The following is a 19083-nucleotide window of genomic DNA, read 5'->3' on the forward strand; positions in this document are numbered from 1 at the left end:
TTATGCAATACTTATACAACACATTTATTTTCCTCCTCCTCACCGCCAACAGCTACGCCCAAACGCGCTCGTACGTCATTACGGCTTCCGGGGCCGTGGCCGATGGCGAAACGAATAACGCGGCCGTTATTCAGAAGCTGATCGACAAAGCCTCCGCGCAGGGCGGTGGCCGGGTGGTGGTGCCGCCGGGCAACTTCATGACGGGCTCCATTTTTCTGAGATCCAACGTCGAACTCCACCTGCAAAAAGGAGCCCGGCTGCTCGGTTCGCCCTACCTCCGCGATTATTCGTCGGGGCGGGTGGCGATGAAATCGGCCCGGCCGGGCGAATACAACGATTACGGCAACGAGCGCATCGCCGTGGTAGCGGCCCACAATCAGACCAATGTAGCCATTAGCGGCAAGGGCGTAATCGACGGGCAGGGACAGGAACTGATGCTCGACATTTTCAAAAAACTCCGCAGTGGGGAGATCAAACAGGACACGATCTGGAAAGTAAAACGCCCCTCCGGCCGGGCGCTGGTTCTGAACGTCACCGGTTGTAAAAAGGTCAGCGTGACGGGTATTACGCTCAAAAACTCCTCGGAATGGGTGCAGGACTACCGCGAATGCGACGGCGTAATCATCGACGGTATAACGGTCCAAAGCACCACGTACTGGAACAACGACGGCCTCGACCTCACCGACACCCGGAACGTTCGCATTACCAACTGCTTCATCAACTCCGCCGACGATGGTATTTGCCTTAAATCCGACAACCCCAAGTCGGGTTGCGAGAACGTGACCATCGAAAACTGCACCATCCGCAGCAGTGCCAACGGTCTGAAATTCGGTACGACCTCGGCTGGGGGCTTCAAAAACGTCAAGGCCCGCAACCTGACCATTTTCGATACGTACCGCTCGGCCATTGCGCTGGAACTGGTAGACGGGGGCATGATGGAAGCCATTGACATTCGCGACGTGGTGGCCCGCAACACGGGCAACGCGATCTTTATCCGGCGCGGTCACCGGAACAAAACCGGCGCGGTGGGGTCGCTCAAAGGCATTTACATCGCCAACGTCAAAGCTGAGGTGCCGCTGCTCAAACCCGATCAGGGATACCCCCTCGAAGGCCCACCCGACCACCTGCGGCCGGGCGAAGACAAAATGCCCGTTCGGCCGTCGAGCTTCCATATTTACGGCCATCCGTACCTGCCCTATAACCTGGTGCCAGCCTCCATTACGGGCCTGCCGGGCTACCCCGTTCAGGACGTAACACTCGAAAACATCGAAATCAGCTACGGGGGCCGGGCCGACAAGCGCATTGCCCATATTCCGCTCGACAAGATCACCTCGGTGCCCGAAAACGAAGCGGGTTATCCTGAATTTTCGATGTTTGGCGAACTACCAGCCTGGGGCTTTTACGTGCGCCATGCCGAAGGTGTCCGCTTCAAAAATCTACGCCTGCGTTACGTGGAAGCCGATTTCCGGCCCGCCATGATCTTCGACGATGCCCGGCAAATTGAGCTGACCGACGTATCGGTGCTGACCGCCCAGGAGATGCCCGTGATTATGCTCAACAATACGGCTGAGGTAAAAACCACCAACCTGAAACTGCCGGTAGAGACTGAAAAGGGGATCTTAAAAACGAACTACAGCAGATGAAAAAGGCGTTTTACCATTCCCACTGCCTGCTGGTCACCTTACTGCTGGCCATCAACCTGTTCGCTAACGAAGCAACCGCACAGGTAGCGGTTTCGTGGAAAGTGGGCGTTTCGGTGGCGCCTGCCCTCCGGCAGTCGTTTCTGAAGGGCGGGCGGCTGTTGCTGCACGTGACGAAACAAAAAGAACGGGAACCCCGTACCCGCTCCGAAATCACGGTGGGCATTACCCCGCAGAACTGGGACGGCAAAACGCCTTTCCAGATGGATACGCAGGCTAAAGAAGCGCTTTCGGTTGGGCTGGATAAGCTGGACGACAACCCATCGGGCCTCTACTATTTTCAGGTCGTTTATAAGCAGAACCCCGACGACGGACAGGAAAACGTACCCGGCAACCTCTACAGCAACATCGACTCGGTACAGGTTGAGGCCAAGCTGAGCCTGAACCTTACGCTCAACACTCTGATTCCACCCTGGACCATCGTCAGCAATAAGTTTGTAAAAACGGTCGAAATTAAAAGTGCGCTGCTCACGGCCTTCCGGGGGCGTCCAAGCTGCCTGCGAGCATCTGTACTCCTGCCTTCGGGCTATTTCGACAATCCCGGCAAAGCCTACCCGATCTGCTACCGGATTCCAGGCCTGAACGGTCGCTACACGGCGGTGAACACGGTGCTGGGCAACAAAGACTTTTCGGACTGGTGGTTTGGCAAAACAGCCCCGCAGGTGATCTACGTTTTTCTGGATTCGCAGGGGCCGTATGGCGATACCTACCAGGTCGATTCGGAGAATAATGGCCCCTGTGGCCGGGCGTTGACCGAAGAACTGATTCCCGAAATTGAGCGGCAAGTCGGCTATAATCCGGCGTCAAAAAAACGCTTCCTGACTGGCAATTCGACGGGCGGCTGGGTGTCGCTAGGCTTACAAATCTTCTACCCCGACTTCTTCGACGGCACCTGGTCGTACAGCCCCGACCCGGTCGATTTTGAGCACTACGGTCTCATCAACATCTACGAAGACAAAACTATTTTCTACAACCGCTACGGCTACCTCCAACCTGGTCGCCGGACGATTTACGGGGAGCCAACCTTCTCGATGAAAGACTGGATTGCGGGCGAAAACCTGGCCAGTCGGACGGGCAATTACCTCATTTCGGGCGGGCAGTTTGGCGCTTACAACGCCGTTTTTGGCCCCAAAGGCAAGGATGGTCTGCCGTCGCTCATGTTCGATCCGGTTACGGGCGAGATCGACCACGCCATTGCTAAACAGTGGGAAAAATACGACCTCAAAAAGGTGCTCGAACGCAATTGGACAACGCTCGGGCCCAAACTACAGGGCAAAATTTATATCTGGATGGGCGACATGGACGGCCTGTATTCCAACATAGCCACCCGGTTTTTGCAAAAATTCCTCGACAAGACCGAGAATCCGAAGTCGGATGCCACGCTCCGGTTTACGGCGATGGCCGGACATGGGCAGGAATGGAGCGACAAAGCCGTATTAACGATGATTGCTGAACGAGTTTCTGGTAAATAGAATGAAGCGTTTGACACAACTTTTGCTGGCCGGATTTTGCGGCCTGACCACTGCTACCTACGCGCAGCAAACCCGCCCGGTCTGGCTGGACGAGATTACCATCAAATCCTTTTCGGAGGGTATTCCGGCGGTGCTGGGCAAAACCAACGCGGCCGGCGACTCCATGCTCATCAACGGGCGGTACTTTAAGCATGGCGTGGGCGTGAATGCCACCAGCATTCTGGCCTTTTTTCTGGATGGTAAAGCCACCGAATTTTCGGCCCTGGTGGGCGTGGACGACAAAGGCAATCGCAACCTGCCACATACGTTCTACGTCATCGGCGACCGCAACATCCTGTTCGACAGTGGCGAGATGCGCCTGGGCGATGCCCCCAAGCCAGTAAAGGTGAACCTGACGGGCGTCAAGCGGCTGGGGCTCTTGGTGAAGGTCAATGACGAAGGCCGCACCAAAGTGTATTCCAACTGGGCCAACGCCCAACTGGTGATGCTGGATAACCACCTACCCAAAAACATCCCGAACGATGGCGAGCGGTATATCCTGACCCCACCCGCCCCCAAAACACCCCGCATCAATTCGCCGACGGTGTTCGGGGCAAGGCCGGGGAATCCGTTTCTGTACACCATTGCCGCCACCGGCGACCGCCCCATGACCTTTGCGGCCAACCGCCTGCCCAAAGGGCTGGTGCTGGACCCGAAAACGGGCAGGATTACGGGTAGCGTTGCCGAGCGGGGGACGTATGCCGTAACGCTTTCGGCCAAAAACGCGCTGGGTACGGCCACCAAAACCCTGAAAATCAGGATTGGCGATACCATTTCGCTGACCCCGCCCATCGGCTGGAACGGCTGGAACTCCTGGGCGCGGCTGATTGACCAGGAAAAAGTAATTGCCTCCGCCGACGCGCTGGTAAAAATGGGCCTGCGCGATCACGGCTGGACATACATCAACATCGACGATGCCTGGCAGGGCAAACGCGGGGGACCGCTCAACGCCATTCAGCCGAATGAGAAATTTCCCCGCTTCAAGGAAATGGTGGACTACATTCACTCGCTGGGCCTGAAAACCGGCATTTACTCCACGCCCATGATTACCAGTTATGCGGGCTACGTGGGCGGCTCGTCGGATTTTGAAGATGGGCACATTACCGACGAGATCATTGCCAACAAGCGCTCGTACCGGTACGTGGGCAAGTACCAATTCGAAGCGGCCGACGCCCGGCAATTTGCCGAGTGGGGCATCGACTACCTCAAATACGACTGGCGCATCGAAGTACCTTCGGCCGAGCGAATGGCGGTGGCTCTGAAGCAGTCGGGCCGGGATATTCACTACAGCATTTCCAATTCGGCCCCGTTTGCCAATGTGAAAGACTGGGTGCGGCTCACCAACAGCTACCGTACCGGCCCCGACATCCGCGATAGCTGGAACTCGCTGTTTGTATCGGCCTTCACGCTCGACAAATGGGCGCCCCACGGCGGTCCCGGCCACTGGAACGACCCCGACATGATGATTGTGGGCAACGTGACCACGGGCACCCAACTGCACCCCACCCGCCTGACGCCCGACGAGCAATACAGCCATGTGAGCCTGTTCAGTTTGCTGGCGGCACCCCTGCTCATTGGTTGCCCCCTCGAACAGCTCGACCCGTTTACGCTCAATCTGTTGACCAACGACGAAGTCATCGCCATTGACCAGGACCCGCTGGGCAAATCGGCGCGGCTGGTGATGGAGCAGGATGGGTTTCAGGTCTGGAAAAAACCGCTGGAAGATGGCTCCTGGGCCGTGGGGTTGTTCAACGTGGGCGATTTCGGCAAAACACCCCAATCGTACTTCCGCTGGGGCGACGAAACCGCCCGCTCATTTACGCTTGACCTGGTAAAAATAGGGTTAAATGGTGCTTTTACCTTCCGGGATGTTTGGCGTCAGCAAGATCTTGGCAAATTTTACGGAACGTTCAAAACAGAAATTCCTCATCACGGTGTTGTGATGGTGCGAATGTTCCCGGTAAAATAAACTCACCAATCGATATGGCCCGCAGACGACCATTCAAGCTCGTTATCGCTTTATTAACTTTATTTTCTGCCCTGCTGGCAGGTTTTCAATTTATCCCGTCGCACTCGACCCGCTTTTCGCTCGCCGACTATCAGGTAGAGGAGGGTTTCAAACTGAGTCTGGTAGCCGCCGAACCTATGCTGAGGGCACCCGTCGGCCTTGATTTTGACAACAAGGGCCGGATGTGGGTGGTCGAGATGGTAGGGTATATGCCCAACCTGGAAGGTGTTGGCGAGGAAGAACCCAACGGCCGGATTGTGATTCTGGAAGATGGGAACAAAGATGGCGTGGCCGACCGCAGCAAGGTTTTTCTGGACAAACTGGTATTGCCCCGTTCGGTAGCGCATGTGTACGGGGGCTTGCTGTATGTGGATGGCCCCAAGCTCTGGTTCGTGGAGATTGTGAACGATAAACCGGGCAAGAAAACCCTCGTTGACCCGATTTATGCCGAAGGCGGCAACGTAGAGCATACCTCCAACGGCCTGATGATGAACGTGGATAACTGGATTTACAACGCCAATTACAACTTCCGGTATCAGCTCCGCAACGGCAAATGGATTAAAGAACCTACCACCAGCCGGGGGCAGTGGGGCATTACCCACGACAACTTCGGCCGACTGTATTACAACAACAACTCCACCAACCTCCAGGGCGACTACGTGCTGCCCAACCGGGTCATCCGCAATAAGTATTTCAAGCCCACCTTCGCCGAGCATCAGCGACTGGCCAGTAACCGGGTGTACCCGATTCACCAAACATCCGTAAACCGGGGGTATCAGCCGGGTGTGCTGGACGAAAAAGGGATGCTACGCGAGGTAACGGCGTCCTGCGGCCCACTGGTGTACCGGGGTGGGGCCTTCCCGGATGCCTACAACCAGAACGCCTTCGTCTGCGTACCCGAAGCCAACCTGATCAAGCGCAATATCCTGGATTTTAGCTCGCTGCAAACCAAAGCCCGGCAGGCCACAGAAGGTAAAGAGTTTATTGCTTCCACCGATGAGGGCTTCCGGCCGGTTAACCTGTTCAATGGGCCGGATGGGGCCATGTACGTGGTGGATATGCACCGGGGCATTATTCAGCACAAAGCGTACATTTCGCAGTACCTCACAGCGCAGCTTTCCGACAAAAAACTGGATACACTACAAAACGCCGGCCGGATTCTGAAAATAACCAGTACGACCGCCAAACTGAACGCCGTACCGGACTTCGCCAAAGCCACCACCAAAGACCTGATTGCTCTGCTGAGCCACCCCAACGGCTGGCTACGCGACCGGGCGCAGCAATTGCTCATTCAGAAAAAAGACCTCACGGCCGTAAGCCCGCTGCTTGCTCTGGCCAAAGGGGAGAATGAGTTGGGTACGGCTATTCACGCGCTGTATGTGCTCGAAGGGATCAACGCCCTGACGTTTGAACGCCTGACGGGCATCATCAACGAATCGAAACAGCCCCAGACCATCGCCCACGCGGTTGGGTTGCTGGAGCGATTTGCCACGAAAGAACGGGTAGGGGCCATGAAATTGCTGGTTGCGAACCTGCTGGCGCAGAAGGACGAAACGATAGACCTCTACCTGTCGATGGCGCTGAATGGCTGGGTGAATGTGTCGGAGACGACGTTCCTGCCCGTGCTGTCGAGTATCGAGAAAAAATACGCCACCCAGCGCATTTTTGGCGAAGCTCTGACCAGTGGACTGGCTGGCAAGGAAGAGCAATACTTGGCGTCGATGAACCCCGGCGACCTGCTCAAAAACAACCTGACGGCCACCATCGGCAAGCGGCAGAAAAACGAAATGAACCCGATTTATGTGGTGCAGAAAAACGAGGCCGATAACCGGACCAAAGGCCTGAAACTGTACCGGAGCATCTGCGGAACCTGCCACGGGGCCGACGGCAAGGGCATTCAGGACCTGGCCCCACCCCTCAAAGGCTCCGAATACATCGACGGCTCCATGAAGCGGCTGGCGGCCATCATTCTGCACGGCGTCAGCGGCCCCATTCATGTGGATGGCAAGCTCTACCAACTGAACAACGAAATGCCCGCGCTGATCAACAACAAAGACATCAGCGACGCCGACATTGCCGACATCATCCGCTTCACGCAAAACGCCTTCGCCAAACAAGGGAAGGGCATTTCGGAAGCGGACGTAAAGAAAATGCGTGCCATGAAACCCGCTGGAAACGGCGTTTTCACGGAAAAGCAACTGCTGGAAACGGACTTTGATAAATGAAAAATTAATGAATAATGGAGAATGAACAATGTATAATGAAGGGGCAATGCGGCCATGACTTCCCATTATTCATTCTCCATTGTTCATTATCCATTACTCCCCCCTATGCCTAAACTCTTTACCCTTCTTCTCCTTTTCGTATCCATCACCTCCCTCGCCCAGACCACCCAAACCGTTTGGCTGGATGATCTGCCCATTCAAACTTTTTCGGAGGGGCTGCGGCCAGTGAAAGCCAAACGCAACTACACCGAGGATACCCTGCGGATTAGCGGCAAACGGTACGCCCGTGGACTGGGCGGCCAATCGCCTTTTGTGGTGGCTTTTGACCTGAACAAGCAGGCCCGGCGGTTCCGGGCGCTGGTCGGGGCCGACGATCAGGGAAACAAAGACATTGCCCTCTCGTTTTTCGTGCTGGGCGATGGTAAGGTGTTGTTTGCCAGTGGCGAAATGAAAATTGGCGACGCGCCCATCCCCGTCGATGTGGACCTGACGGGCGTTGGTCGGCTGGGACTGCTGGTGACGGATAAGGTAGGGGGTGTCGGCAACAAGCGAACCAACTGCAACTGGGTGGATGCGCGGCTGGAGATGCTCGGCAACGCCATGCCCGAGCACATTCAGAACCCCGATAAGCCGTATATCCTGACGCCCGCGCCCAAGCCAACTCCCCGCATCAACTCGGCCAAAGTGATTGGCGTTACGCCCGGCAATCCGCTCCTGTATTACATCGCGGCCACCGGAAAACGGCCCATGACCTACTCTGCCGAACCGCTTCCGGTGGGACTTTCGCTGGATGCCAAAACCGGTATTATTTCGGGAAAAGTGGCGCAGCGCGGCACGTATCCGGTAACGCTGACCGCGAAAAATGCGCTGGGAAAAGCTACCCAAAAACTGACCATCAAGATTGGCGACACCATTGCCCTGACGCCCCCCATCGGCTGGAACGGCTGGAATTCGTGGGAAGCGCACATCGACCGCGAAAAGGTAATTGCCTCGGCCGACGCGATGGTTAAGAAAGGGCTGCGCGACCACGGCTGGGTGTACGTCAACATCGACGATGCCTGGCAAGGTAAGCGCGGTGGGCCGCTCAACGCCCTCCAACCCAACGCCAAATTCCCCCGGTTCAAGGAAATGGTGGACTATATTCATTCGCTGGGTTTGAAAGCCGGGTTGTATTCAACACCCTACATTTCCAGCTATGGCGGTTATGCCGGGGCCTCGTCCGATTCGGCCAAAGGGGGCGAAACCCATGAGACGATTATGGTAAACCGGCGGGCGTTCAACCGCATTGCCAAATACCGGTTCGAGACCGAAGACGCCAAACAGATGGCCGAGTGGGGTTTCGACTTCCTGAAATACGACTGGCGCATCGACGTGAACTCCACCGAACGCATGGCTAATGCCCTGAAAGCCTCGGGTCGCGATATTGTCTTTAGCCTGTCGAACAATGCCCCGTTTGAGAAAGTGACGGACTGGGCGCGCCTATCCCAGATGTACCGCACCGGCCCCGACATCAAAGACAGCTGGACAAGCCTGTACTGGACATCCTTCACACTGGACAAATGGGCACCCTACACCGGCCCCGGCCACTGGGGCGACCCCGACATGATGATTCTGGGCAAGGTATCCATCGGCCCGGTGATGCACGACACCCGCCTGACACCCGACGAGCAGTACAGCCACGTGAGTATATTCAGCTTACTCCCGGCCCCCATGCTCATCGGCTGCCCCATTGAGCAACTGGACGACTTCACGCTCAACCTGCTCACCAACGACGAAGTCATCGCCATCAATCAGGACCCGCTGGGCAAAGCGGCCCGGCTGAAACACCAGCAGGACGGCGTCGAAATTTGGGTAAAACCGCTCGAAGACGGCTCCTACGCTGTGGGCCTGTTCAACACCGCCGACTTCGGCAAAACCCCGGAATCGTTTTTCCACTGGGCGAACGAAAAACCCAAAGTCTTTACGTTTGACTTCACGAGCATTGGTCTCAACGGCCAATACAAGCTCCGCGACGTCTGGCGGCAAAAGGACCTCGGCCTTTTCGACGGTTCTTTCAAAACCGAGATCCGGCATCATGGGGTGGTGATGTTGCGCCTGTATAAGTGAGGTTTTTGTGTTTTTTCTGTCATTCCGACGAAGGAGGAATCTTAAGCCTCACACGGGTAGCAGTTTATAGGATTTTATCATCACATCACTCGACAGGAATGTTTGTCACAAATCAATGTACGAGACGATGCTTTATTTAGACACTGACGAAAAAGATGGAGAAAGTAATCGAGACTACTTTTAAACAAGTACTAAGCAACCTTCATAAGGTTGATAATTGGGAAACATGTGTACTGGTTATGGAATATTATAATCGTGAACCAGGAGTTGGTTATAAGGCATATTGTACAAACAAAAGCGGGCAAAACGTTGACATTGACGCAGATGTCAATTATGACTTTCTCTTCTTATATAAAATAATCGAGTGGAATCGAGAGAATGCGACATCAAGTAACCTCTGGAACAAGGCACAGTTTTCGTTAAACATCAAAGGGAGCTTCGAAATAAAAACTTGGTGGGATGAGGAGTTTCAAAAAAAACTTTATAATGAAGATTGAAACACATCCTGTTCTCGCTTGCATATCTCGGGGGAGAACTATCGAAAGGGCTCTTTACGGAGCACTGTTGCCGCTTTCCATGAACTGTATTCTCCTAATCCTTCGAAAGAGACACAAGTTTGCGCTATGCTTCGCCAAATCCACCCCCAAAAAGGTCAACTTGGCGAAATATAAATCTGAACTTCGCCAAATGTGGCATAAAATAGGCCAACTTGGCGAAGTATAAACGTTATGATCCGCCCAAACGAGCACCATCACCAACGAACTGACCATTAATGATCTAATTACCTAATGCGCCTAAACCGTTAACCGAACCAAATGAATGTCCCTAAAATCCATTATCCTGGCAGTTCTGCTACTGGGCGTTTGTAGCTCGCTTTCGGCCCAACCCGAAGTGGTGCGAAAATTCACCTACGCCACCCTTTCACCCTATCAAAAACAGTTGTTTGACGACTTTCTGGCGGATGAAATACCGGCGGGCAAGCAGGTGGCCGATGTTCTGACCAATCGAACGAGCCTGCGAACCAAAACCCGACTGGCCGAAGCCCTGTTGTTTCGCAACCAACCCGGCGACAAAGAGCAAGCGGCCCAAATCCTGTGGTGGATTCTGAAGAACCAGCACCGCGACGAAAACACCCGGATCTACGGCATCTGGAAAACGTCTATCGACGAAGATAAGCTGGACCAAAACTGGCGGGAGTTTATCGGCTGCGACCTCATCATCATCCGCAAAAATTTCAGTCATTTACTCCCCGAAGACCTGCGGAAAGAAATCGAAGTGGGGCTGATTCACGCGGCCAAAGGGGCTTTGAAACGCAACGTCGCGCCCGATTACACCAATATCTCCATCATGAGCGCGTTTCTGATGGCGTATGTCGGGACTGAATTCAAGCTGGACGAGCTGCGAAACGCGGGTCAGCAGAAAGCCCGCGACATTTTCAACCTCTACCAGAAACACCACACGTTCAGCGAGTTCAACTCACCCACGTACTACGGTGTTACGTTGATTGCCATTGCCTTATGGCGCGAACTGGCCCCATCGGCCGAGATGCGGCAGATGGGCCAAACGCTTGAACGTGAGTTCTGGCACGAAGCCGCTACCTTCTACCACCCGACCCTCCAGAACATGCCGGGGCCGTACTTCCGCGGCTACGGTATGGACATGCGGAAGTATTTCGCCATCATGGGCATCTGGATTGCCGTGGCCGTAGACAACGAAAAGCAGGCTCCTATGCCCCCCGCCAAAGGCCCCAAATACGGCGAAATGAGTAATCTGGCGCCTATTTTCGCGCTGGGGCTGTCGATTCCGAAAGCGGATTTGGCCGCGCTCACCCGCTTCAGTGGCCCCCGCTACCTTAGCCGAACGGTTCCCAATACCTACAAGGGCGATAGCCTCAAACAGGTCACGGCTACCCTAACCGACAACTGGATGATGGGGGGCGTGTGGGGGAATCGGCGCGTGTGGGGGCAGATCAAAACGGGTACCTTGCACTGGAAAACCGCCGACGGCGACATTGGCTGGCTCCTCGTGCCCGGCGATGGCAAAACCAATGTTCGGGTCGATAAAACCACCATGAGCCTGTACCGCGCTGACCCAACCACCACTACGCTGACGGTGTATATCGGTGTGCCCAACGTCCAAACCGACGCCTTTACCGACACCCGCTGGAACCTGCCTTCTATGCCGCTGGGCGTTCGGACTGCGCTCAGGAGGTTGAGCGTTGAACGGGTAGACTCGGCCCGGTTCGAGGATGAATGGGCGGTTTCGGAACCTTGTCCAAATGTGATTCGTGTCGTTTACGAAGTGCCGACTGACTGGAATAATGCGATGCCTTTGCTCGAAATCAATTGCTTATAAGCTCCCTTACAACCTCCTGATAACTTACATGCTCCGCTTTCTCCTTTTCTCCTTCCTCGTCGTATTTGTCCATACCGCCATGGGCCAAGCGCTACCCGCCCCCCGGCAGCTTCGCGTTGACTTACTGAAGAATGCACAAGCCGTTAGTCAACGCGGCAAACCGGTGGTGGCAAGCCTGAGCGAGGCCGGAAAACAGCCAACTCAATATCAGTTTGCCGCCATCACGAGTACCAACCCTATGTTCAGTTGGGAGCTGGATGCCCAAATCGCCCGGCAAACGGGCTATCGGGTTTTGGTGGCCACCAAGCCTGAGCAACTGGCAGCGGGTAAAGTAGATATTTGGGATTCTAATAGGCAATCGTCCGGGCAAGCGCGGGCCGTTTATGCGGGTAAACCGCTCGTTGCCGGGAACGTTTATTACTGGACCGTTCAGGTCTGGAACGCAAACGGACAGTCCACGGCCTTCGCCAAACCCGCTTCGTTTCTGTACACCGAGCAGAATCCTGTCGAACGTTTTGCATATTACCCGCTGGTGGCTGAGGCCCAGAAGCCCCGCCTGGTACAGAAAACCGGTTCCGGTTCGTATTTCGTGGACTTCGGGAAAGATGCCCTTTGCCAGTTACAACTCCACCTCGACAGTCCTGAGAATGATACAGTTTGGGTGGAAGTGGGCGAGGCCGTAAGTGCTCCGTACACCATCAATCCCAAAGCGGGTATGCGCATCCGCTACCTCAAAATGCCGCTGGCTGTTCGTAAAGGCAAGCACGACTACCAACTCGACTGGCCCGTTGACACGAAACGGAACAGCCGCAACCCGGTGCAGATGCCCGACTATATTGGCGAGGTTTACCCGTTCCGTTACGTGACGGTTTCCAACGTAAAGGGCCCCTTCGACCGGGCATCGGTGAGCCGGACGATGGTGTACTACCCGTTTGACGAACAGGCTGCTCAGTTCACCTCCAGCGACACCATTCTGAATCAGATTTGGGACCTCTGCAAGTACTCCATCAAAGCCACAAGCTTCACAGGCTACTACGTAGATGGCGACCGCGAGCGGATTCCGTATGAGGCCGATGCGCTCATTAACCAGCTCTCGCACTACGCCGTCGATGCCGAGTACAGCATGGCCCGGCGCAGCATGACTTACCTGCTCTACAACCCCACCTGGCCTACCGAATGGAGTTTGCAGAACGTCCTGATCGCCTGGAACGATTACCTCTATACGGGCGACGACCGGCTGCTGAAAACCTATTACCCCGAACTTCAGAAAAAAATCCTGATGCCGCTGGCGGGCGAAAACGGGCTCATCAGCACCCGCACGAACAAACAAACCGACGAGTTCCTGACCTCCATCCACATTACCAAGACGTTCGACGGTCGGCGGGGCCTGCACGACATTGTGGACTGGCCCCAAAACGGCGAGTACATCAGCCCGGAAAAAGAGCACAAAGGCGAAACCGACGGCTTTGTGTTTACCACCTACAACTCGGTGATCAACGCCTTTTACTACCGCAATCTGGTGCTGATGGCGCAGATTGCCCAGGCCTTGAAAAAACCCGACGATGCCGCTTTCTACAAAGCCAAAGCGCAGGAGGTGTATTCGGCCTACCAAACGGTGTTCCGCAACCCCAAAACCGGCCTGATTAAAGACGGCGACGGCACGGACCACAGCTCGCTCCACGCCAACATGTTTGCGCTGGCGTTTGGACTGGTTGCCGCTGCCGACGTACCCGCTGTTGGGCAGTTTATCAAAAGCCGCCGGATGGCGTGCAGCGTGTACGGCTCTCAGTTCCTGATGGACGCCCTGTACGACTCAGGCATGGGCGATTACGCTTTTGACCTGATGACAGCCACTACCCAGCGCAGCTGGTACAACATGATTCGCGTCGGTTCAACCATTTCGATGGAGGCCTGGGACATCGCCTTCAAACCCAACCTCGACTTGAGCCACGCCTGGGGAGCCGCCCCCGCCAACCTGATTACCCGGAAGCTGATGGGCGTTGAACCACTCACCCCCGGCTTCGATACGTTCCAGATAAAACCTCAACTGGGTCGGCTAACCAGTGCGGCTGCAACCATCCCCACGATCAAAGGGCCCGTAACGGTTTCGATCAAAAAATCGGCTGATGCCCAAACAATGGAAGTAAGCGTACCAGGCGGCTCAACGGCCACGGTGTACGTGCCAACCACGTCCGCCCAATCGCAACTGACCGTTGACGGGAAAAGGACCGTAATGGGGGCGCAGGGTGGTTATTTTCGGGTCGACAAGGTACCGTCAGGCAAACACACGTTCGTACTGAAATGAAGCAACCAAACCGAATTTTAGGCTTGCTGTGCCTGCTGCTGTTTGCGGGAGGGAGCAAGGCCCAACCGGGGCTAAATTGGACCGAGGTGCATCCGGGTATCTGGAAACTGACCGTCGGGAAGCCGCAACGCATCAGCCTGCTGAGTGCTGCCGAAGCAACGCCCAACCGCCGGGGGCTGGCCGAGTTACCCAAAACAGCTTTCCCGCTCGATAAAGCCGGGATTTCGGTGAAAATTGTTAACCAGAAAACCTACCTCCGGTTTCCACTGGAGCGCGAAGAACAGTTGTTTGGCCTGGGTCTGAATTTCCAGACCGTCAATCAGCGGGGGCGTATTCTGAACCTGCACGTAGACCACTACGGCGGTAAAGACAACGGCCGCACCCACGCACCAGTGCCATTTTATGTGTCGTCGCGGGGGTACGGGGTGCTGATTGATGCGGCTCGCTACCTCACCGTGTACGCGGGTACGGCCGTGCGTACCGACACCCGGAATCCGCCCGTTCTGAGCGACCGAAACACCGATAAGAAATGGTCGTCGCAGCCGTATTCCGATGCCGTTGAGGTGCTCGTACCGGCCGATGGGGCCACGATTTACGTTTTTGGTGGCCCCACACCCATGCAGGTGGTGCAACGCTATAACCTGATGAACGGCGGTGGTTATTTGCCGCCCAAATGGGGGCTTGGCTTTACGCAACGCGTCCCAACACTGTACTCCCAAACCGATATTCTGAACGAGGTCAAGGGCTTCGAAGCCCACAACTTCCCGCTCGATTTTATCGGTGTTGAACCGGGCTGGCACAGCATGGCTTACCCTTGTACGTTTGAGTGGGACAAAACCCGGTTCCCCAACCCCAAAAGCTTTCTGGACAGCCTGGCGCGCCGGGGAGTCAGCGCTAATTTGTGGCTCAATCCATACGTTTCGCCCACGGCTTCGCTCTACCCCAAAATCAAGCCACTGGCAGGTTCACACACGGTCTGGAACGGCATTGTGCCCGATTTTACCCTGCCGCAGGCTCGTCAGGCGTTCAAAGGTCACTTCATGCAACAGCACCTGAAGCTGGGCGTAGGCGGGTATAAAATCGACGAGGTAGACGGCTACGACAATTGGGTTTGGCCCGATGTGGCCACGTTCCCGTCGGGTCTTGAGGCCGAGCCAATGCGCCAAACCTACGGCCTAATGGTACAGACCATGACCGGGAGCTGGTTCCGGGAACTGAACAAACGAACCTACGGGCTGGTGCGGGCGTCCAACGCGGGCGCGAGCAACTTCCCGTACGTGATCTACAACGACTACTACAGCCACAAGGATTTTATTACGGCACTGGTCAACAGCAGCTTTATCGGGGTGCTGTGGACGCCCGAAGTCCGGGCCTCGCCGAGTGCCGAAGAGTGGGTCCGGCGGATGCAGTCAGTGTGTTTTTCGCCCATGGCCATGCTCAACGCCTGGGCCGACGGCACCAAACCCTGGACGTTCCCGGAGGTTGAAAAAGCAGTGACTGAGGTGGCCAATTTGCGGATGCAACTGCTGCCTTACCTGTATTCGACCTTTGCGCAGTACCATTTTGAGGGCAAGCCGCCGTTTCGGGCTATGAATCTGGTGGAGGGGTTCGGTTTTAAACCGACCACCGTTGCGGGTACGTTCGACGCTACGGCCAATCCGTATGCCATGAGCATTCGGAAAGACATCAAAGACCAGTACATGATGGGCGATTACCTGCTGGTAGCTCCCATGTTTACGGGCGAAAAAAGCCGCAAGGTGTACCTGCCCGCCGGGAAGTGGTACGATTTCTACACGGGCAAACTGGTGGGCGAAAACGAGGAAATCACGATCAACCCATCCCTCGACAAAATCCCGCTTTTTGTGAAAGACGGTGGCCTGATTCCGATGGTGCCACCCCGTCGGCAGGCCCCCAAACCGGGCGAGGTATTGCCGCTGGAGGTGCGTCATTACGGCACCCTGCCCGGTAGCTTCCTGCTGTACGACGATGACGGTGTTTCGTTCGACTACGAACGCGGTGCCTATTCATTCACCCGGTTGAGTGTTATAAAAGACCCAAACGATCCTTTAAAAGGGCAGGAGATCACCGTGCCAAAAGGCAAACCGTTTGGCTATTCCGCGTCGGTGAAATGGACGTTTATGTCAGTTGGTCAGTAGTTTAAGAGAGCTGTCGAAGGGCTACGCGTCAGCTGTCACCAAGGAAACGATATCAAAGTTTGCGTTAGTCTTAACTTTTTCAAAAATGGAAAACGAAAAATCAACCTCCCTCAACCGCCGGGACTTTTTAGGCAAGGCCGCCACCGCTGCGGCTGGTTTTATGATCGTCCCCCGGTTTGTGCTGGGCGGCAAACGTCCCGACGGAACCAAATACCTCGCCCCCAGCGACATTATTTCGCTCGGCTTCATCGGTACGGGCAAACAGGGGCGCGGCCTCACTACCTCCTTTCTGGGTACCAACGAGGTGCGCATTGTCGGGCTGGCCGAGGTGTACAAAGCCAAAGCCCAGCTGACCCTCGACCGCATCAAGGCACATTACGAAAAAAATACCCAATTGGGTAAGTACAACGATATTCCGGTATACAACGATTTCCGGGAGTTGCTGGGTCGCAAAGACGTGGATGCTGTCGTGATTGCCACTCCTGACCACTGGCATGCGGCTATGGCCGTTCGGGCGGCTCAGGCGGGCAAGGACATTTACTGCGAAAAGCCGCTGGCCCTGACCGTGAAGGAAGGCCGGGCGATGGTGAAGGCCGCCCGCAAATACAACCGCGTGTTCCAGACCGGCAGCATGCAGCGCTCGTGGCCGGAGTTTCGCCAAACAGCCGAGCTGGTTCGGAACGGCTACATCGGCCAAATCAAGCAGATCAAGGTGAACGTAGGACCACCGCCCAAACCTTACGACCTCCCCGCCGAACCCATTCCCGACGGCCTCGACTGGTCGGCCTGGCTGGGGCCCAATATGCCTGTTGCGTTCAACTCCGAACTGGCTCCCCCGCTCTCGAAAGACGTGTTTCCGAACTGGCGCAACTACAAAGAGTTTGGCGGAGGCATGGTGACCGACTGGGGGGCGCACATGTTCGATATTGTGCAGTGGGCGCTGGATATGGACAATAGCGGCCCCGTGGAAGTGATTGCTCCCGACGGCAAGGAACACCCGTTCCTGACCTACAAATACGACAATGGCATTGTGATGACCCACGAAAAATGGGACTGGAGTAACGCCATCCATTTCATCGGAACCGAGGGCGAAATCAAGGTGCAACGCCGGAAAATCGAAACGACGCCCGTTTCGCTCGCTACCAAAGTAATCGGTGAAACCGAGAAGCACGTATACAAAAGCGAAAACCACTACAAGGACTTCCTCGACGCCATGCGCAAGCGAAGCAAGCCCATTTGCGACGTGGAAATTGGTCACCGCACGGCTTCCGTTTGCAACATCGGCAACATTGCCTATCAGCTCAAACGCCCGCTGCAGTGGAATCCGAAAAAGGAGAAATTCAAAGGCGATAAAGAAGCCAACGCACTCCTCGGCCGCGACATGAATAAGGAGTGGGGCATCAAGATTTAGTCAGGAGGTCGAAACAGCCGTAGTGTGTACAGTGGAGTGCCAGCCCGGTCCACTGTACACCTAACCTCACTAGAGGTGCTCGTCTCCAGTCTTTTATTCTAACGTGAGTTATGGAAGTAGCCATCCAGGCAAGGCAGGTCCTGAAAGCGCGTCAGGCCACCCAGTTAATTTTTCTGGTCTGCGGTTTAGGCATGTCCAGTTGGGCGCCCATGATTCCGTTCGCCAAAGAACGGTTAGCTTTAAACGATGCGAATCTGGGCTTGCTACTTCTGCTGTTGGGGGGTGGTGCCATGCTGATGATGCCCATATCGGGTTGGTTGGTAAGCCGTCGGGGTAGCCGTATGGTGATGGCCGGTGCTGGTCTGGTCATGGCCGTTGTGCTACCCCTGTTACTCATCCTCTCCTCTGCACCGGCCATGGCGGTAGCCTTATTCGTGTTCGGAGCAAGCATCGGAACCATCGATGTCGCCATGAATGCCCACGGGGTGCAGGTGCAAAATCTGTACGGTAGGCCCATCATGTCGTCATTGCATGGGTTGTTCAGTGTGGGAGGGCTGTTCGGTTCGCTGGGTTTGGGCTTTCTGATCAAGCTGGGGCTTAACCCCGTTTATGCCATTGTGGGCATTGCCGCGCTCATGGTTGTCATCACCCTCACGCAGTACAAAAACTTGTTTCCTGTAGCGATAGAGCAACAAGCGATTGCCCATTTCTCGGGCGTGGAGGCCAAACCAGCCGAGCACAAGCAACCGTTCCAATGGCTGCACGCGCGGGTTTTGTTTCTGGGGCTGATGTGCTTTGCCGTTTTTCTGGCCGAAGGGGCCATCCTCGACTGGAGTGCCATTTTTTTACAGGAGGTGAAAGGGCTATCGCTGGAGTTTGCCGGGGCAGGCTATGCCGCCTTTTCGGTCGCAATGGCCATCATGCGCCTGATGGGCGATACGTTGGTGGCTCGCCTGAGCGGCAAAACGGTTGTGGTGGGGGGAAGTCTGATTGGGGCCGTCGGCTTGGGCATTGCCGTTTTGAGCCCCTGGGTGGTTGGGGCACTGACTGGTTTTGTGCTGCTGGGATTAGGCGTCGCCAATGTGGTTCCCATCTTTTTCAGTGAAGCAGGCCGATTACCCGGCATTTCGCCAACGGTAAGCATCCCGGCCATTACGACCATTGGCTACACAGGGATGCTGGCCGGACCGGCCCTACTGGGGTTTATTGCCCATCATTTTTCGCTCACCATTGCGTTAGGCGGCTTAGCCGGTCTGCTGGCGCTGGTCGCACTGAGTTACCGGATAAAAGGCCATTAAATACATGC

General features: G+C 55.6%; 11 protein-coding genes. All 11 read left to right on the forward strand.

Translation table 11 applies throughout. The features are described from left to right. The first annotated feature begins 2 nt into the window (after positions 1–2). The 11 genes from F5984_RS03195 (at position 3) to F5984_RS03245 (ending at position 19075) form a co-directional block, all read left to right on the forward strand. Complete coding sequence (locus F5984_RS03195; protein ID WP_152122704.1) at positions 3–1643, forward strand: glycoside hydrolase family 28 protein; 1641 nt, start codon at positions 3–5, stop codon at positions 1641–1643. Further along, the gene (locus F5984_RS03200) at positions 1640–3172 is read left to right on the forward strand and encodes an alpha/beta hydrolase-fold protein (protein WP_152122706.1); all 1533 of its coding nucleotides are present in this window, start codon (positions 1640–1642) and stop codon (positions 3170–3172) included. The genes F5984_RS03195 and F5984_RS03200 overlap by 4 nt, the downstream gene beginning before the upstream one ends. 1 nt (position 3173) lies before the next feature. Next, positions 3174–5180, forward strand: a complete 2007-nt coding sequence (locus F5984_RS03205) for an NPCBM/NEW2 domain-containing protein (RefSeq protein WP_152122708.1) — start codon at positions 3174–3176, stop codon at positions 5178–5180. A 14-nt stretch (positions 5181–5194) separates the two neighbouring features. Further along, positions 5195–7444: a DUF7133 domain-containing protein gene (locus F5984_RS03210; protein ID WP_152122709.1), complete on the forward strand. Its 2250-nt coding sequence runs from the start codon at positions 5195–5197 to the stop codon at positions 7442–7444. A 105-nt stretch (positions 7445–7549) separates the two neighbouring features. Next, positions 7550–9550, forward strand: a complete 2001-nt coding sequence (locus F5984_RS03215; protein ID WP_152122711.1) for an NPCBM/NEW2 domain-containing protein — start codon at positions 7550–7552, stop codon at positions 9548–9550. A gap of 155 nt (positions 9551–9705) precedes the next feature. Continuing rightward, positions 9706–10047: a hypothetical protein gene (locus F5984_RS03220; protein ID WP_152122713.1), complete on the forward strand. Its 342-nt coding sequence runs from the start codon at positions 9706–9708 to the stop codon at positions 10045–10047. A 322-nt stretch (positions 10048–10369) separates the two neighbouring features. Further along, the gene (locus F5984_RS03225; RefSeq protein ID WP_152122715.1) at positions 10370–11905 is read left to right on the forward strand and encodes a hypothetical protein; all 1536 of its coding nucleotides are present in this window, start codon (positions 10370–10372) and stop codon (positions 11903–11905) included. 28 nt (positions 11906–11933) lie between these two features. Next, positions 11934–14210 carry an alpha-L-rhamnosidase-related protein gene (locus F5984_RS03230; RefSeq protein ID WP_152122717.1) on the forward strand — a complete coding sequence of 759 codons (2277 nt, stop codon included), beginning with the start codon at positions 11934–11936 and terminating at the stop codon, positions 14208–14210. Then, positions 14207–16366, forward strand: a complete 2160-nt coding sequence (locus F5984_RS03235) for a TIM-barrel domain-containing protein (RefSeq protein ID WP_152122718.1) — start codon at positions 14207–14209, stop codon at positions 16364–16366. Before F5984_RS03230 ends, F5984_RS03235 begins: the two co-directional genes overlap by 4 nt. 85 nt (positions 16367–16451) lie before the next feature. Then, positions 16452–17777, forward strand: coding sequence for a Gfo/Idh/MocA family protein (locus F5984_RS03240; RefSeq protein ID WP_152122720.1), 1326 nt, complete (start codon positions 16452–16454; stop codon positions 17775–17777). Positions 17778–17887: 110 nt separating this feature from the next. After that, positions 17888–19075 (forward strand): MFS transporter, encoded by a 1188-nt coding sequence (locus tag F5984_RS03245; protein WP_152122722.1) that lies wholly within the window; start codon positions 17888–17890, stop codon positions 19073–19075. Positions 19076–19083: the final 8 nt, after the last annotated feature.

It is taken from the genome of Rudanella paleaurantiibacter, assembly GCF_009184635.1.
GTDB lineage: Bacteria > Bacteroidota > Bacteroidia > Cytophagales > Spirosomataceae > Rudanella > Rudanella paleaurantiibacter.

What these genes read in the sequence shown, in the direction of transcription:
- F5984_RS03220 (WP_152122713.1), top strand. Translation starts at nt 9,706, where the DNA reads ATGGAGAAAGTAATCGAGACTACTTTTAAACAAGTACTAAGCAACCTT.
- F5984_RS03225 (WP_152122715.1), top strand. Translation starts at nt 10,370, where the DNA reads ATGTCCCTAAAATCCATTATCCTGGCAGTTCTGCTACTGGGCGTTTGT.
- F5984_RS03245 (WP_152122722.1), top strand. Translation starts at nt 17,888, where the DNA reads ATGGAAGTAGCCATCCAGGCAAGGCAGGTCCTGAAAGCGCGTCAGGCC.
- F5984_RS03195 (WP_152122704.1), top strand. Translation starts at nt 3, where the DNA reads ATGCAATACTTATACAACACATTTATTTTCCTCCTCCTCACCGCCAAC.
- F5984_RS03215 (WP_152122711.1), top strand. Translation starts at nt 7,550, where the DNA reads ATGCCTAAACTCTTTACCCTTCTTCTCCTTTTCGTATCCATCACCTCC.
- F5984_RS03210 (WP_152122709.1), top strand. Translation starts at nt 5,195, where the DNA reads ATGGCCCGCAGACGACCATTCAAGCTCGTTATCGCTTTATTAACTTTA.
- F5984_RS03240 (WP_152122720.1), top strand. Translation starts at nt 16,452, where the DNA reads ATGGAAAACGAAAAATCAACCTCCCTCAACCGCCGGGACTTTTTAGGC.
- F5984_RS03205 (WP_152122708.1), top strand. Translation starts at nt 3,174, where the DNA reads ATGAAGCGTTTGACACAACTTTTGCTGGCCGGATTTTGCGGCCTGACC.
- F5984_RS03235 (WP_152122718.1), top strand. Translation starts at nt 14,207, where the DNA reads ATGAAGCAACCAAACCGAATTTTAGGCTTGCTGTGCCTGCTGCTGTTT.
- F5984_RS03230 (WP_152122717.1), top strand. Translation starts at nt 11,934, where the DNA reads ATGCTCCGCTTTCTCCTTTTCTCCTTCCTCGTCGTATTTGTCCATACC.
- F5984_RS03200 (WP_152122706.1), top strand. Translation starts at nt 1,640, where the DNA reads ATGAAAAAGGCGTTTTACCATTCCCACTGCCTGCTGGTCACCTTACTG.